Origin of the sequence: Synechococcus sp. A15-24 (genome assembly GCF_014280195.1) — a bacterium.
Classification (GTDB): Bacteria; Cyanobacteriota; Cyanobacteriia; order PCC-6307; family Cyanobiaceae; genus Parasynechococcus.
The window spans coordinates 2,206,642-2,221,641 of record NZ_CP047960.1 but is presented as its reverse complement, the minus strand read 5'-3'; the positions used below and the strand labels follow the sequence as shown (position 1 = coordinate 2,221,641).

Here is a 15,000-nt window from a genome sequence, read left to right as displayed (position 1 = left end):
TTCTACGTGAAGCACGGGTGACGCAGGCCGTTCTTGTTCTGGATCAACGGCTTGCCGCCAGGGCTGATCAAGCTGATCTGCTGTTGCCGCTCACGGCGGATGAACGCAGCGTTGTGCGTGGCCGTCGCCGCACGGACTGTGGCCGGGAGGTGCTGTTGCAGTTGCCAAGGGACGGGGCCCTGCAGCCAGGGGATCAGCTCAGTGATGCCGCTGGTACAGCCAGGGTGGAAGTGACGGCAGCCACCGAAGCGCTGTTGCGGGTGCGGGCGACATCAGCCTTGGCGTTGATGCAGGCGGCTTATCACCTGGGAAACAGACATGTGGCCCTCGAGCTGCATGAGCAGGATCTGTATCTGCTGGAGGACGCCGTGTTGGCGACGATGCTGGAAAGCCGTGGTCTGCAGCTCAGTCGCTGTCAGCGACCGTTCCGGCCCGAAGGCGGCGCCTACGCAGGCCATCAGCACGGATGAGTTCGCTGGCGCTGCTGCAGCTGGTGAGCCCCGCTCTGCCGGTTGGTGGCTTCAGTTATTCGGAGGGATTGGAAGTTCTGATCCAGTCGGAGACGATCAGAGATGAGCAGCAACTGCAGGCCTGGTTGGAGGCGGAGCTGTCGCGGGGGGCGATCCGATTGGAGGCGGCGGCGTTGCCATCGCTGCTGCGTGCATTCACGGCATGGTCAGCAGGAGAGACCGCGGCCTGCTGCCGGGTGCTGGATCTTGATGGCTGGCTGCTGGCCGGTCGTGAATCGGCTGAACTGCGGGCTCAGCAACGACAGATGGGTGGGTCGTTGCTCAATCTCCTCGCGGAGATGGGCCACCCCTTGCCGGAGCAGGTGGCGTTGAGCTGGCCAGCGGCCTGGGCATGGGCAGCGCAGGCCTTGGGGGTGGCGGAGAGCGAGATGGTGGAGGGCTACCTCTACGGCTGGGTCGCCAATCAGCTCAGTGCTGCGGTGCGGCTCTTGCCGTTGGGCCCCAGCCGGGCTCAGCAGCTGCAGAACCGCTTGCTGCCATTCATCATTGGGCAGGCCGAGCAGCTGCAACGACGGGATCCCCGGCAGTTGTGGACCAGCGGCGTTGGGGCTGGCATGGCGCAGCTCGCTCATGCTGAGTTGTATTCCCGCTTGTTTCGGAGCTGATGAGCAGCAAGTTGCGTCTTGGGGTGGCCGGTCCGGTCGGTTCCGGCAAAACTGCGTTGGTGGAGGCGCTTTGCCACAGACTGCGCGGTCAGCTTGAGCTGGCTGTTGTCACCAACGACATCTACACCCAGGAAGATGCGCAATTTTTGACGCGCGCTGGCGCCCTTGAGCCGGAACGGATCCGCGGCGTGGAAACGGGCGGCTGTCCGCATACGGCGATCCGTGAGGACTGTTCCATCAACCGGGCGGCTGTGGCCGATTTGGAGAAACAGTTTCCGGATCTGGATCTTGTGATGGTGGAAAGCGGTGGCGACAACTTGGCTGCCAGCTTCAGTCCGGAGTTGGTGGACCTCTGCATTTATGTGATCGATGTCGCCGCTGGGGACAAGATTCCCCGCAAGGGAGGGCCTGGCATCACCCGATCCGATCTGCTGGTGATCAACAAGATCGACCTGGCACCCCTAGTGGGTGCCGACCTCTCGGTGATGGAGGCGGACACTCAGCGAATGCGGGGCGAGCGTCCCTGGTGTTTCACTAATCTCCAGAGCGGCGAAGGATTGAAGGAAGTGGAGGCATTTGTGTTGCAACAGCTACCGAATTAAGTCAACGAATCGCGGCAATTCTCAAAATGTCGTAGTCGATACAAATCGGGTCTTGGACGGTTCATACGGTTCTATTGTCGCCCTCATGGCGGTCTCATCCACCGTGTGTCTTTCTTCATGAATTCAACGTTTACGAAGCGTCTGCTAGCTGCTTTCGCTGCCACAACAGTGGGAGTCACAATGACCGCCTGTGGCGGAGACAGTGGTGATTCCGCTGGTGGTGGTGCAGATTTTGATGGTGAAATCAAAGTTGGCATCCTTCATTCCCTTAGCGGAACGATGGCGATCTCCGAAACGACTCTAAAAGAAGTCGAGGAGATGGCGATCAAGGAAATCAATGCCGACGGTGGCGTCAAAATCGATGGCAAGAGCTACAAGATCACCTACACCTCTGAAGATGGTGCTTCAGATTGGCCTACCTTCGCGGAGAAGTCACAGAAGCTGATCGACGCCGATAAGGTTGCCGTTGTGTTTGGCGGCTGGACATCCGCAAGTCGGAAGGCAATGCTTCCGGTTTACGAAGCCAAGGATCACTTCCTCTTCTACCCAATTCAGTACGAAGGTCAGGAGTGCTCCAAGAACATCTTCTACACCGGCGCTGTCCCTAACCAGCAGGCTGAGCCCGCTGTTGACTGGCTGTTTGAGCAGTTCGCCGACAAGTACGGCAAGAAGGTTTATTTGGTTGGTTCTGACTACGTCTACCCCAGAACTGCTAACACCATCATCAAAGAGCAGGTCAAGAGCCTGGGTGGTGAGACAGTCGGTGAGGACTACATCCCTCTGGGCAACACTGAGGTGGCACCTATCATCGCCAAGATCAAGAAGGAGTTCCCTGATGGTGGAATCATCATCAACACTCTGAACGGTGATTCCAACGTTGCCCTGTTCAAGCAGTTCAAGGCAGCAGGAATTACTCCGGAAAAGTATCCGATCATGTCCTTCTCCATCGCTGAGGAGGAGATCCGTCAGATCGGACCTGAGTATGTGGGCGGCACTTATGCGGCCTGGAACTATTTCATGTCCCTCGGAACCTCGGCCTCCGATACCTTCAATTCAGCATTCCTTGCTGAGTACGGTGATGATCGTGTGACGAACGATCCGATGGAGTCGGCTTACAACATGGTTTACCTCTGGAAGGCTGCTGTTGAGAAGGCTGGCACTTATGAAGATCTGGATGCTGTCCGGGATGCACTGATCGGAATTAAGCTCGATGCTCCTCAGGGTCCGATTGAGATGTATCCCAATCACCACATCTCACAGACTGTGCGGATTGGTGAGGCTAAGGAGGATGGTCAGTTTGAGATTCTCTGGGACAGCAAGACCCCTGTTCCTCCTATCACTTGGAACCAGTACGTTCCTGAGACCAAAGGCTACAAGTGCGACTGGACCCTTGATCGTGCTGATGCCGGAAAGTTCAAGATGTAATCGTTACTTCTGAATTTCTTTGAATAGTGGGCCACAATAAACTTGTGGCCCTTTTTTTTACCCCATGTACTGATGGAATTAATTTTTTCACAGCTCCTTGATGGGCTCAGCATTGGGTCAGTTTTGCTTCTTGCGGCTACTGGCCTTGCCATCGTTTTTGGTTTGATGGGGGTAATCAATCTCGCTCATGGCGAGTTGATGATGGTTGGAGCTTACGTGACTTTTGTCACTCAAAACATGTTCAAGCCTCTTGGCGAAGGTGTTTTCCAACTCTATTATTTTTTCGCATTATTTTTTGCCTTTGTCATTACTGGAATTGTCGGCATTCTTCTGGAAAGAACATTAATACGGCAATTATATGGCCGACCGCTTGAGACATTGCTTGCTACTTGGGGTGTCAGCCTTGTGCTGATTCAATTTATACGCAGTGTTTCAACAAGTATGGTTTTAGGTATATTAATTGCGATATTGCTAGGTTATTTCTCTCAACGATTTTCACCAGCAAAGCTTAAAAGTGCTAATTTCTACCCTTATTTATCAGGTTTTGCTTGGGTTGTGGCATCAGCGATTGGATTTATTTCAATTAATGCGATGACAGCTTCTAAGATGCTCTCTAAAGCTTGGTTTGGACCTCGCAATATTGACGTGACAGCTCCGAAATGGTTGCAAGGAAGCTGGGGTTCCATTGCGGGGATTGAGTTGCCAGGTATTCGAATTTTTATCATTATCCTTTCGGCTCTGCTGCTTGCGTTTGTGGCATGGTTCCTCACAAAGAGTGTTTGGGGTTTACGTATCCGTGCTGTCACTCAAAATCGCCAGATGAGCAATTGCTTGGGTATTCCCACTGATAGTGTCGACAGCATCACCTTCGGGATTGGATCAGGCTTAGCTGGTGTTGCTGGTAGTGCGATCACTCTGCTTGGCTCTGTAGGACCCAATCTTGGAGCGGCCTATATCGTTTCTTGCTTTATGGTTATTGTTCTAGGGGGAGTTGGAAATCTTGTTGGTACTGTGATTGCTTCGATGATGCTTGGCATCATTCAATCCATCATTGGATCTGGTGCCATCTTAATTGCTTTCGACAATATACCGGCTGGTCCTGCTGCTGTGATTGAGTTCTTTGCCACAACAAGTATGTCATATGTGCTGATATTTATCTTTATTATTACGTTCCTTCAATTTAAACCTACTGGGATGTTCCCTCAAAAGGGACGATCTGTCGAATCCTGATTACTACTGTTTTTACCATGAAAATTTTCAAAAAGCTGATTCCCTGGCTTCTTCTCGCCTTCGCATTCTTTGTCCTACCAGCGATTCTTTCACAGTTCCGCCTTAACCTTTTCGGTAGGTATTTTTCTTTAGCTATCATTGCTTTAGGTATCGACCTGATCTGGGGATATACCGGACTCCTAAGTCTTGGTCAAGGTATCTTCTTTGCCTTGGGTGGTTATGCCATAGCCATGCATCTTCTCTTGGTGACTAACAATGATTTCACCACTGGTGCTAATGGTCTGCCTAAGTTCTTTGAGAATTATGGTGTTGATAACCTTCCGTTTTTCTGGCAACCATTCTGGTCATTCCCTTGGACATTGATTGCTATATGGTTAATTCCTGCTGTGGTTGCTGGCCTTGTCGGATATTTGATTTTTAGAAACAGAATCAAGGGTGTTTATTTTTCTATTATTACTCAGGCTTCTTTGATGGTTTTTTACCATTTTTTCAATGGTCAGCAGAAGCTTGTTAATGGAACGAATGGCCTTAAGACGAGCACAACGGAGATCTTCGGAATGATCGTGGGCTCCGATGATGCTCAGATTATGTTCTATCGGATTACACTTATAATTCTCCCTTTTGCCTATCTCTTATGTAAGTTTTTAACGAGTGGTCGTTTTGGTGATGCTTTGATCGGGATCAGAGATGATGAAGCACGACTCCGTTTCAGTGGGTTTAATCCGGTTCCTTTTAAAGTGATCGTCTTTTTAGTTGCTGGTGGCTTGGCTGGCATTTCAGGTGCACTTTATACAGTTCAGTCAGGTATCGTTTCACCTCAGTACATGGCCATTTCAATGTCTATTGAAATGGTGATTTGGGTCGCCGTTGGTGGTCGTGGAACATTGATCGGACCGATTATAGGCGCCGTTTTGGTGAACTACTTACGAAGCCTTGTCAGTGAAGCACTACCAGAAGCCTGGTTGTTTGTGCAGGGTGGTCTGTTTATCTTCGTGGTTGTGTTGATGCCGGATGGTATTTATGGATGGTTCAAGAATGGTGGATTTACTTCGATGTTGGCAGCCTTTGGAATTGCCAAAAAATCTTCGACTTATCCAAAATTAGAAATAGATAAAAGTTACACAGTTGAATCACAATAGTTTGCTTTTAAACAACCTTCTTCTTCATGTCAACCAACACTGTTTAAGCAATGTCAACACCAATTCTTGAATTGAACGATGTCAGCGTTGATTTTGATGGTTTCTTCGCATTGACTGATCTTTCCATCTCACTAGAGCATGGTGAGTTAAGATCAATCATTGGACCCAATGGCGCTGGTAAAACAACTTTTCTAGATGTCATCACTGGAAAGGTTAAGCCAACCAAAGGCTCAGTCTCCCTGCGAGGTTCCAGCATTATTGGTTTTTCGGAACAGAAGATTTCAAGACTAGGTGTTGGTCGTAAGTTTCAGACACCTCGCGTGTTTGAAAATCTTTCGGTCTCTAGAAATCTTGAGTTGGCTGCTTCACCGAGCAAGATGCCATTCAGTCTTATGTTTGAAAAACTCAATAACACGGCTAAAGATGAGGTCTATCGCTTGATGGATTATGTGGGCCTTGCTCCTTATGCAAAGGTCTTGGCCGGTTCTTTGTCTCACGGCCAAAAACAATGGCTTGCGATTTCAATGCTTGTTGCTCAATCTCCAGATATCATTCTTCTGGACGAGCCAGTGGCAGGCTTGACCGATGACGAGACGAACAAAACAGCTGAACTGATTAAATCCCTTGCAGGTGAACATACCGTGGTGGTAATTGAGCATGATATGGAGTTTATTCGTGATCTTGCCGCACCAGTCACTGTGTTGCATCAAGGGCAGTTGTTGACGGAAGGTTCACTTGATGAGGTAAAGTCTGATCCAAAAGTGATTGAGGTTTATCTCGGTCAATCTGAATAGTATCTTTTTATTCACTAATCCCTTTAAAGATCATGGTACAAACGACAACCACCACACATCCAACCTCAGCAAAAACAGTTCTTCGAGCAAATGGCTTGAATGTCTATTATGGCGAGAGTCACATTCTCAGAAATGTTGATCTGCATATCCCTGAGGGGGAAATGATTTGTTTGATCGGTCGTAATGGAGTGGGAAAGACAACCTTTCTAAAGACGATCATTGGTCTTCTCGAGCAACGATCTGGTTCGATTGAATATGACGGAAAAATGTTAACTAACCAGCCTCCTTATAAACGAGCAAGGGGAGGAATTGGTTATGTTTCCCAAGGCCGAGATATTATTCCTCGAATTACAGTTCGAGAGAATCTTTTGATCGGAATGGAATCATTGTCTGGGGGGATGGGGCGAAATCGTCATATTGATCCCATTGTTTTTGAATTGTTTCCTATTCTTGAACAGTTTCTGAATCGACGTGGAGGTGACCTCAGTGGAGGTCAGCAGCAACAACTTGCGATTGCACGTGCACTTCTTGGCAAGCCCAAGCTTCTTTTGTTAGATGAGCCAACCGAAGGGATCCAGCCATCGATTATTCTCGACATTGAACGTGCTGTCAAACGGATCATTAAAGAAACAGGCATTAGTGTTCTTCTGGTTGAGCAACACCTTCATTTTGTGAAGCAGTCTAATTTCTATTATGCGATGCAACGAGGTGGTATTGTATCGAGTGGTCCAACCTCACAATTATCAGATCATGTGATTGAAGAATTCCTGACAGTTTAATCAGAATAAAAATGGGGTGTGATTTTTAATCACACCCCATTTGTTTTGATTTTGATAGTCTTTTCTTAGCAACCTCGATTCAACATCCAAGGACGTGAATCGTTTGTGCGTAATCGAGGCTTTGAAGCCTCAGTCGCATATATTGAATTTTTTTTGCTCACAAGTTTTGGTTCCTTAACTTCGATTTTCGAGCGAATAGATGAGGATAACACCATGGGTGGATTGAAAATCCTCTTGCCTTCTCTTCCACAAGTAGGGCATTCTGTTTGAACAGAACGTTGATCAATTGATCGCCATACTTCATAGGTGAGGCATTCACTAGATTGGCAGGAATATTCGTAGACTGGCATGTGAAAATCGATAAATAATGGTAGAAGTAAGTGCTTAGCAGGGGAGAATATCTTTGTCAAATATGGAAGTTGGTATGGCAAGGGTGCAGCACGCATTTGGAATGTCGACAATTCCACTGATCCTGCCTTCAACCGGAGCGCAGCTCAGCAAGAGATAGGCCTGTTCTCCTGTATAACCAAATTTTTTCAAGTATTCAATTGCATTTAGGCAGGCTCTGCGATAAGCGATATGCACATCCATATAATATTGTTTCCCTTCAAATTCATCGACAGAGATGCCCTCAAAGACTAGATAATCAGAGTAATGAGGCTCAACAGGACTGGTCTTGAACATTGGATTGACCATGCCATATTTAGCCATCCCTCCTTTGATCAGCTCAACATGAAGATCGAGATATCCAGACATCTCGATAGCACCACAGAATGAAATTTCCCCATCACCCTGAGAAAAGTGAATGTCACCCATGGAGAGCTTTGCACCCTCTACGTACACAGGGAAATAGATCCGTGTTCCTTTTGTGAGATTTTTAATGTCGCAGTTTCCTCCATGTTCCCGTGGAGGAACAGTCCGAGCTGCTTCGTTAGCAATTCTCTCAAAATCTCCAGCAGCGACGTTCCCAAGAATGGCGCTGTTTGGGTTCGGCAAAGCTGCCAGAACCGGTTCCGTTCCAGAAAGTCCTGCGCCATAGGTTCTGCGGTCTGGTGCAGTCTGAACCAACTCTGTTTCTCGACGGTTCCATTCCTGGAGCAGATCTATGGAGGGAGCGCAACCGATCAGGCCTGGATGGGTGATGCCAGCGAAACGAACTCCGGGAATGTGGCGAGAGGACGTAAAAACTCCTTCCAAATCCCAGATTGCTTTTGCTGCTTTTGGAAAATGATCGGTCAGAAATCCTCCACCGTTTTCTTTGGCAAAGATTCCAGTAAAACCCCACTCATCACCTTGAAGTGCTCCTACCTCGAGGATATCAACAACCAAAATATCTCCTGGCTGAGCTCCATTGACCCAAATTGGACCACTTAGAACGTGAACAACCTCGAGATTCACATCAGCAATATCTTGGGGATTGTCGTTGTCTTTAATCTGTCCATCTGTCCAGTCTTTGCACTCAATTCGAAAGACATCGCCTGGATTAACTGATGCGACTGCAGGAATATCTGGATGCCAACGGTTATGTCCAGGCATATCCTGCTGATCCATCGACTTGGTGAGATCAACTTTGAAAAGCGTTTCGGGCATTGATAGCAAGAAGCTAACACTGTTTTATTAAAGACACAACGAAAGGGCCAAGATGTGGCCCTTTATACGCAATTAAAAATTGCACTGTTTTGATACTAAAACTTTGTTTTATGTGATACTTTTTTTAATCCTACAGTATGATAAAAAAATCTTAATTCGTCGCAAGTTTGCTCTCATGCAGAGAGCAAACTTGCGGCAGCAAACTTTGTCAGGCTGTTGCTGTTGCTGGGATCGAATTTGTCACTCTGTTCTGTGGCATAGGTCCAAATGGCTGTGTTTAAACCTTGAGTTGAGTACTCAGGCATCACAATTATGTCTGCTTCCGGATATCCAGCTTTTGTTGACGCTACGGCTTTGCAAATCTGGTCGACTTGTGTATGGATATCGGCTGGACCTGTGATCACAGGCACGGGATATTGAATCATTGCGACGAGCACAGACTCGTCCCAGGAACTGACACTGCCGGTACTAGCCATTGGCGAGAATGAGAACCATTCCCATAGTCAGGTCTCGAGGAGAGCCTGGCCGTATCAATTGCCACTGTTGTGTCATTTTGTTGGGCGACCGTTGGCCATTACGGAGATGCTTGGCCTCCCTAGGTAGCTCAGTCGTCTAGGAAATCTCCTTTTCGACAAAGGTTTTGCGCGAGGCGTTGGGCCCATGCAGGAGCTGGTTCGCGGCCCTTCTCCTCGGTCTGGCCATTGAAATAGAGCAACAGTTGCCAGTCCGTTTTTCCTCCCTCGACACCAGGCGTTTCGCCGTCCGTTAACCAACGTCCATAAATGTTGTCGTACTGAGGCCAGTTCGGCAGATCAGGCATGCTGCAGACCGCATTCACCTCTGCAGTGCTCGTCACGGATTGATCCGTTGTGACCCTGATTCCTCCATCGAAGAGTCCATTGGGTTCTCCTGGTTTGAAGGTGTGGGTCAGGCGTATCTCTGCACCTCCCTTCACCACAAGCGTGTCGCCGGGTTGAGCTTCATGACTGGGAGTTTCCTTGGCTTGCTGGTAGCACCCTTGAATTGCTGTCGTTGTCACGGAGAGTAGGCAGGCTATCGCTCCAATTGGTAAGAAATTCTTCAATTGCTTTCGGGCAGGGACATGCCGTACATGGGCACCTTCTACTTTGCTGGGGCAGACCTTTGTGAAGAATATTAACCGTTTGCCATTTTGTTTCGACACGAACGACATCTGTATCCATTGGCTTGTCATGATTTATCTGTATCAACCAATACCAGCCGTTCACCCTGGTTCAGGGCGCAGTGGTTCTCAGGTCAAGGAACGGGGACCTGTTCATCTCGGAGAGGACGAATGTCCAAACTTCAATCTCAACGCTCGATTATTCAAACGTCTCAACTGCTCTACCGGCCTTCCGGGCGGAAGACGGCAAGTTGCCAGATCATCCGTTCCAAGAAAACTGCTGAGCTTCTTAGCCTCTCCGACGATGTGCAAGATGATCAACGGCATGCATTTGAGGCTGGAGCATCTGCGGCAAAGGCGAAGACCCTCCGTCCCGGGGGCTTTCTGCGCTCAAGGATGACTGCTGAGCTGCTCGGAGTCGATCTGATTGGCCGCTAGCCCTCCTTGAGGTCCTGGGGCTGGAGCGGTTTAGCAGGCCCAGACTGTTTCGGTGGCCGCCTCGTCTTGATTCATGGCGTACTCGCTCACATCGGCGCGTACGTGCAGCATCTGACCGCTCACCGACATTTTCCAGATTTCAAGCCGCGCCTGTTCAGGGGCTTCAAACCAGAACATCTCAGTGGGAAGCACAACCTTTTCACGGTAAAAGCGGTCATCCCCGACACATTTAACAATCACCATTCGGTCAGTGTCGTTGCGGTAGACGCACTCAATCATGTCTGAATCCCAGAATGATGCCACTTTGCAGAACTCTGCGCCAGTGGAGTGTTGGATTGGGCACGAATTGGAAATGCTTTCAGATTTCGTTTAGACCCCGTGATACAGATGCAGTTGGTTTGGTAGCTTTAGCGACTTTTTGATGATGGCGCGGCTCTTTTTGGTTGCGGAGTGTGGGTTGATCAGTACGTAAGTCTGAAAGTTCACACAGTGTGGATGTTTCGTTTCAAATGAAACAATTCTTTTTCGTGGTGGCATGAAAATAGTGAAGTCTTCAATTGGAGTAAGTGATGAGGGAATCGATTGCAATGTCCACGACGCAATGCTTTGAAGTGGAGCGGATGAACCGTGCCATTGAAGCCACTGCTGACCCAGCGCAGTTGCAGACGCTTGCCAAGCAACTTCTCCATGCCTGGCAATCCCAGCGCGCTGCTACGCAATGGGTAATGCGGCAGCAGCAGGCTCTTTGATGCGTCTTGGGATTTGTCTAAACGAATAGAAATTGGCTCCAATCTGACGATTGGGGCCAATTTGACTCGTTTACATTTGATTCAAGTCCGTTCAGGCAACAAGCTCAGATGTTGATGATCTGGGTTTGTGATTGGGTCGACGCAATGGTTGAGACTGGGGCAATGTTCGAGATGTAGTGCGATCCATTTGACCTGCTGCACTTAGGTCGCCTTGAAGTGAAGGATTGCAGCTTTTCAGTCGTGACCAACTGGGGAGCTGATGAGCAACTGGAGACTCCATTAGGCGGGAGAGTCCTGGCCGCAGCAGTTCAGCAAAACTGTGCACAGCCAGTTCTTCTCCATGGCGGTTATAGGGGAGCCGGTTGATCGCCGAATCAATGCCGAATTGGCGCACCCGATCCTCACCGACGCGTCGGTAGAGCACCTCAAGGGTGGGAATCTGATCCATCGAGATCACGGCGCCCTCGTGCTCCATCAAGCTGCGCAAAACGGTTCCGAAGATTTCACCGGCCATGCGTTGCAACCCCTCACTGGGTTTGCTTCCGAGTCCTTTGTGCTTGTGATCAAACAGCCCCAGATCCACCTGGGCAATGCGACTGGTGGCGACATGACGGAATACCTCCGAGAGCAACCCCATCTCCAGGCCCCAATCGGAGGGGATGCGCAGATTCATCGCCAGATCGGTGGTGAAGGCGAATTCACCAGCCAAGGGGTAGCGAAAAGACTGCAGATAGCGCAGGTACGGCAGTGGGCCAAAGATCTGTTCGAGGCTGACCAGCAGAGGACCGACGAACAGGCGGGTGGCCCGACCCTGCAGCGCCTGGGTTTCCAGCGATAGCCGGCTGTAGAAGGCCTTGACGTAGGCGATGCCGTGGGAGCGATCCAGCAGTGGACGCAACATCCGCTCCGGGTATGCCGAGCCGAAGGTGCGGATGTCGGCGTCAAACAGGCCCACCACTTCGGCGTCCTGACAGGCCACCCCAAGCCCTTGCCAGACCGCCCAGCCCTTGCCGGGGGGACCGGTGACCTCGAGTCCCAGGGCGCCCATGGACTCAAGCAAGTCCTTCACGGCTGGGCCATTGGTCCAGTGCACCTGAACGGGAAAGGGCATGCCGGCGAAGAAGGCTTCGGCATGGGCTACGTCCTCCGCGCTTTCAGCGGCCAGAGCAATGACGAGGCGATTGAGGCCTTTCAATGACGACAGAGTGTCGCGGATCAGCGCCAGTGCTGGACGGCTGAACTCCTCCATCAGACAGGGGATCAGCAGCGTCGTCGGCCGCTGGCTCAGCTCGCGGTTGAAGGCAACAGCATCCAGGTTGCCCAGGCTGTAGTCATGAACCGTGGTGATCAGGCTCTGCTGAAAATCCATCCGGTGCTTAATGCGACAACAGTTGATGAGGTCATGACCCATACCTGAGCGATGTTCAGGAGAGCCGATATGCAGACCTTGAGCGCTGAAACGCTGCAGGGCCTGCTGGAGAACCTCTACCTCGAGGATTCTTCCGCTGATTCCGAGCAGCTGTCGTCGCAATTGCTGCAGATTTTGCGTGGTGCGTCAGCAAACGACGACCCGCCCGGTGCGACGGATCTCTGGACAGGCGCCGATGCGGTGCTGATCACCTATGCCGATACGGTGGTGGAGCATGGGGTGCCCGCGTTGCGCAGCCTGCGTCAGCTACTCAACAACCGCCTGCGGCCCTTCGCTGAGGTGGTGCATGTGCTGCCGTTTCTGACCTCCACCAGTGATGGCGGCTTTGCGGTGGCCAGCCACGACCGGATCGAGCCGCGCTTCGGTGACTGGGGAGATCTGGCGGACCTTGCTGACGGTCGTCGTCTGATGGCAGACCTGGTGCTGAACCACATCTCCGCCTCCCATCCCTGGGTGAGGCAGTTCCTGCGCGATGAGGAGCCGGGGCGCTCCTGTGTGCTGGAGGCGACGCCTGATCCCTGCTGGGACCAGGTGGTGCGGCCGCGGAGTTCTTCTCTGTTCACCCAGCTGAGCGGGTCGGATGGTCCGCGTCAAGTGTGGACCACGTTTGGGCCCGACCAAGTGGATGTGGATTGGCGAAGTCCGGAGGTGCTGCTGGGATTCACGCGGCTGATGGACCAGATGCTTCGCCATGGGGTCCGCTGGGTCCGGCTGGATGCGGTCGGGTTCATCTGGAAGACGCCGGGGACAGGCTGCATCCACCTGCCAGAAGCCCATCGCATCGTTGAGGTGCTGCGGCAGCTGATGGAGCGCAGCTGTTCAGGCGGGGTGGTGGTGACGGAGACCAATGTTCCGGAGCAGGAGAACTTGTCGTATCTGGTCAGCGGTCGAGAGGCCCATCTGGCCTACAACTTCCCGTTGCCGCCCCTCTTGCTGGAGGCGGCCATCAGTGGTCGTGCTGATCTGCTGAACGGCTGGCTCAACCGTTGGCCCGCGCTACCGGAGGCCACGGGGCTGTTCAATTTCACCGCTTGCCATGACGGTGTCGGTCTGCGGGCCCTCGAGGGGCTGATGTCGGATCAGCGGAGACTGCAGCTGTTGATTGCCTGCGAGCAGCGGGGTGGTCTGATCAGTCACCGTCGCCTCACCAACGGTGAGGAGGCTCCTTACGAGATCAACATCAGCTGGTGGAGTGCCATGGCGGATGCCGGAATTGACCCGGCCCATCTGCAACGGGCACGCTTTCTGATGACCCAGCTGCTGATGCTGGCCCTGCCCGGTGTTCCGGCGTTTTATTTGCCGGCCCTGTTGGCCACACCCAATGACCTGGGCCGGTTCCGCCGCACCGGACAGCGCAGGGATCTCAACCGCCCGCAGTTCAAGGCGGACACTGTTGAGCGGCGGCTGCAGGATCCCGACAGCGATGCCACCGCCGTTACATCGGTGTTGGGTCATGCCCTGCGTGTGCGCCGCGATCAGCCGGCCTTGCATCCCGATGCGGCCATGGAGGTGTTGAGTGCTGGACGCACCGATCTGGTAATGCTGCGTCGAAGTGGTGGCGGTCAGACCCTGGTGGCGGTTCATAACGTCACCCCTTCGCGGTTGACCCTGGCCTTGGGGCGTCTCGGCGGTCGCACTGGTCTTGCCTGGGCCGATTGTCTGAGCGGATCCTCCGAGACCCATGGCTCGCAACTTCAGTTGGAACCTTATGCCGTGCATTGGCTGATTCAGGCATGAGCGACCCCCAGAGCTGCCGTTGGTGGGTGGTCACCGACCTCGATGGCACCTTGATGGACCATCACTACGACTGGTCTCCGGCAGCGGCGACGCTGCGCTCGCTGCAACGGGCAGGAGTGCCCGTGATTCCCTGCACAAGCAAAACGGCGGAGGAGGTGGAGCGTTTCCGCGCTGCAGCTCTGCTGCGGGATCCCTACATCGTCGAAAATGGGGGTGCCATTCATGGTGAAACGCCAACCTGCGAGCCCTGGGACCAGGCCCTGGGGCCTGGCTGGTCGGCGTTGAAACCTCGCTTGCAGGAGCTGTCTGAGCAGCTGTCTGAACCGTTGCAGGCTCTCGATGAACTCACGGACGCGGAGGGGGAACGTCTGCTTGGGCTTTCCGGCGAGTTGTTGCAACAGGCCCAACGGCGACGCTGCAGCGTGCCCTTTGTTCCGCCTTCAGCGGCGATCCAGCGGCGCCTTGATGCCCTGGCGGCGGCCCAGGGGCTGGCCGTTGTGCGCGGTAACCGGATGTGTCATCTGCTTGGCGCCGAGGTCAGCAAGGGAAACGCCTTGGCGGCTCTGAAGCAGCGCCTCCATGAACCGGATGTGAAGGTGCTGGCCCTGGGTGATTCCCCCAACGATCTGCCCCTGCTGGAGGTGGCGGACCTTGCGGTGGTGGTGCCGGGTGCCGAGGGTCCCCATCCGCAGTTGCGTCCTGGCGTGGAGAGCGGTCGCTTTGAGCTCGCCCGTGCCCCCCATGCAGAAGGGTGGGCTGAGGCGGTGGAACGCCTGCTACAACTCAGATAGTAAGATATTTAACTCATATCT

17 protein-coding genes are annotated in these 15,000 nt (G+C 52.3%); 10 read left to right on the top strand and 7 right to left on the bottom strand.

The window, feature by feature from the left end; translation table 11 throughout:
* The first annotated feature begins 17 nt into the window (after positions 1-17).
* The 8 genes from ureE to urtE all read left to right on the top strand — a co-directional run bounded on the left by ureE (position 18) and on the right by urtE (position 7,104).
* The gene (gene ureE, locus SynA1524_RS12455; protein WP_011129298.1) at positions 18-470 is read left to right on the top strand and encodes an urease accessory protein UreE; all 453 of its coding nucleotides are present in this window, start codon (positions 18-20) and stop codon (positions 468-470) included.
* The gene (locus SynA1524_RS12450) at positions 467-1,135 is read left to right on the top strand and encodes an urease accessory protein UreF (RefSeq protein ID WP_186498339.1); all 669 of its coding nucleotides are present in this window, start codon (positions 467-469) and stop codon (positions 1,133-1,135) included. The genes ureE and SynA1524_RS12450 overlap by 4 nt, the downstream gene beginning before the upstream one ends.
* Positions 1,135-1,737 (top strand): urease accessory protein UreG, encoded by a 603-nt coding sequence (ureG, locus tag SynA1524_RS12445; protein WP_186498338.1) that lies wholly within the window; start codon positions 1,135-1,137, stop codon positions 1,735-1,737. Before SynA1524_RS12450 ends, ureG begins: the two co-directional genes overlap by 1 nt.
* A 117-nt stretch (positions 1,738-1,854) precedes the next feature.
* Positions 1,855-3,162, top strand: coding sequence for an urea ABC transporter substrate-binding protein (gene urtA, locus SynA1524_RS12440; RefSeq protein WP_186498337.1), 1,308 nt, complete (start codon positions 1,855-1,857; stop codon positions 3,160-3,162).
* 72 nt (positions 3,163-3,234) lie between these two features.
* Positions 3,235-4,392: an urea ABC transporter permease subunit UrtB gene (gene urtB / locus SynA1524_RS12435; RefSeq protein ID WP_186498336.1), complete on the top strand. Its 1,158-nt coding sequence runs from the start codon at positions 3,235-3,237 to the stop codon at positions 4,390-4,392.
* 17 nt (positions 4,393-4,409) lie between these two features.
* Entirely contained in the window at positions 4,410-5,531 is a 1,122-nt protein-coding gene (gene urtC, locus SynA1524_RS12430; RefSeq protein WP_186498335.1) for an urea ABC transporter permease subunit UrtC, read from the top strand.
* 50 nt (positions 5,532-5,581) lie between these two features.
* On the top strand, positions 5,582-6,325 hold the full coding sequence (gene urtD, locus SynA1524_RS12425) for an urea ABC transporter ATP-binding protein UrtD (protein ID WP_186498334.1): 744 nt from the start codon (positions 5,582-5,584) through the stop codon (positions 6,323-6,325).
* Between the two features lie 32 nt (positions 6,326-6,357).
* Complete coding sequence (gene urtE, locus SynA1524_RS12420; protein WP_186498333.1) at positions 6,358-7,104, top strand: urea ABC transporter ATP-binding subunit UrtE; 747 nt, start codon at positions 6,358-6,360, stop codon at positions 7,102-7,104.
* 65 nt (positions 7,105-7,169) lie between these two features.
* Here the strand turns inward: urtE and SynA1524_RS12415 are convergent, their stop codons facing one another.
* The 7 genes from SynA1524_RS12415 to SynA1524_RS12385 all read right to left on the bottom strand — a co-directional run bounded on the left by SynA1524_RS12415 (position 7,170) and on the right by SynA1524_RS12385 (position 12,391).
* A complete protein-coding gene (locus tag SynA1524_RS12415) occupies positions 7,170-7,454 on the bottom strand; it encodes an FmdB family zinc ribbon protein (RefSeq protein WP_186498332.1) in 285 nt (94 codons plus the stop codon).
* Between the two features lie 34 nt (positions 7,455-7,488).
* A complete protein-coding gene (gene fmdA, locus SynA1524_RS12410; RefSeq protein WP_186498331.1) occupies positions 7,489-8,694 on the bottom strand; it encodes a formamidase in 1,206 nt (401 codons plus the stop codon).
* A gap of 173 nt (positions 8,695-8,867) precedes the next feature.
* Positions 8,868-9,119: a hypothetical protein gene (locus tag SynA1524_RS12405; protein WP_286188594.1), complete on the bottom strand. Its 252-nt coding sequence runs from the start codon at positions 9,117-9,119 to the stop codon at positions 8,868-8,870.
* A gap of 179 nt (positions 9,120-9,298) precedes the next feature.
* A complete protein-coding gene (locus tag SynA1524_RS12400; protein ID WP_186498330.1) occupies positions 9,299-9,907 on the bottom strand; it encodes a hypothetical protein in 609 nt (202 codons plus the stop codon).
* 396 nt (positions 9,908-10,303) lie between these two features.
* A complete protein-coding gene (locus tag SynA1524_RS12395; RefSeq protein ID WP_186499651.1) occupies positions 10,304-10,552 on the bottom strand; it encodes a DUF1830 domain-containing protein in 249 nt (82 codons plus the stop codon).
* A 203-nt stretch (positions 10,553-10,755) separates the two neighbouring features.
* Positions 10,756-11,082, bottom strand: a complete 327-nt coding sequence (locus SynA1524_RS12390; RefSeq protein WP_186498329.1) for a hypothetical protein — start codon at positions 11,080-11,082, stop codon at positions 10,756-10,758.
* A 31-nt stretch (positions 11,083-11,113) separates the two neighbouring features.
* Positions 11,114-12,391 (bottom strand): glycosyltransferase family protein, encoded by a 1,278-nt coding sequence (locus SynA1524_RS12385; protein ID WP_186499650.1) that lies wholly within the window; start codon positions 12,389-12,391, stop codon positions 11,114-11,116.
* A 69-nt stretch (positions 12,392-12,460) separates the two neighbouring features.
* On the opposite strand from SynA1524_RS12385, the gene SynA1524_RS12380 reads away from it, so the two are divergent.
* Together SynA1524_RS12380 and yedP are read left to right on the top strand one after the other, a co-directional pair.
* Positions 12,461-14,188 carry a sugar phosphorylase gene (locus SynA1524_RS12380; protein ID WP_186499649.1) on the top strand — a complete coding sequence of 576 codons (1,728 nt, stop codon included), beginning with the start codon at positions 12,461-12,463 and terminating at the stop codon, positions 14,186-14,188.
* Positions 14,185-14,979, top strand: a complete 795-nt coding sequence (yedP, locus tag SynA1524_RS12375) for a mannosyl-3-phosphoglycerate phosphatase-related protein YedP (protein ID WP_186498328.1) — start codon at positions 14,185-14,187, stop codon at positions 14,977-14,979. Before SynA1524_RS12380 ends, yedP begins: the two co-directional genes overlap by 4 nt.
* The last annotated feature ends 21 nt before the right edge of the window (positions 14,980-15,000 follow it).

Coding starts and splice junctions, on each gene's coding strand:
- SynA1524_RS12450 (WP_186498339.1), top strand. CDS start 467: ATGAGTTCGCTGGCGCTGCTGCAGCTGGTGAGCCCCGCTCTGCCGGTT.
- ureG (WP_186498338.1), top strand. CDS start 1,135: ATGAGCAGCAAGTTGCGTCTTGGGGTGGCCGGTCCGGTCGGTTCCGGC.
- urtA (WP_186498337.1), top strand. CDS start 1,855: ATGAATTCAACGTTTACGAAGCGTCTGCTAGCTGCTTTCGCTGCCACA.
- urtB (WP_186498336.1), top strand. CDS start 3,235: ATGGAATTAATTTTTTCACAGCTCCTTGATGGGCTCAGCATTGGGTCA.
- urtC (WP_186498335.1), top strand. CDS start 4,410: ATGAAAATTTTCAAAAAGCTGATTCCCTGGCTTCTTCTCGCCTTCGCA.
- urtD (WP_186498334.1), top strand. CDS start 5,582: ATGTCAACACCAATTCTTGAATTGAACGATGTCAGCGTTGATTTTGAT.
- urtE (WP_186498333.1), top strand. CDS start 6,358: ATGGTACAAACGACAACCACCACACATCCAACCTCAGCAAAAACAGTT.
- SynA1524_RS12415 (WP_186498332.1), bottom strand. CDS start 7,454: ATGCCAGTCTACGAATATTCCTGCCAATCTAGTGAATGCCTCACCTAT.
- fmdA (WP_186498331.1), bottom strand. CDS start 8,694: ATGCCCGAAACGCTTTTCAAAGTTGATCTCACCAAGTCGATGGATCAG.
- SynA1524_RS12405 (WP_286188594.1), bottom strand. CDS start 9,119: ATGATTCAATATCCCGTGCCTGTGATCACAGGTCCAGCCGATATCCAT.
- SynA1524_RS12400 (WP_186498330.1), bottom strand. CDS start 9,907: ATGACAAGCCAATGGATACAGATGTCGTTCGTGTCGAAACAAAATGGC.
- SynA1524_RS12395 (WP_186499651.1), bottom strand. CDS start 10,552: ATGATTGAGTGCGTCTACCGCAACGACACTGACCGAATGGTGATTGTT.
- SynA1524_RS12385 (WP_186499650.1), bottom strand. CDS start 12,391: ATGGATTTTCAGCAGAGCCTGATCACCACGGTTCATGACTACAGCCTG.
- SynA1524_RS12380 (WP_186499649.1), top strand. CDS start 12,461: ATGCAGACCTTGAGCGCTGAAACGCTGCAGGGCCTGCTGGAGAACCTC.
- yedP (WP_186498328.1), top strand. CDS start 14,185: ATGAGCGACCCCCAGAGCTGCCGTTGGTGGGTGGTCACCGACCTCGAT.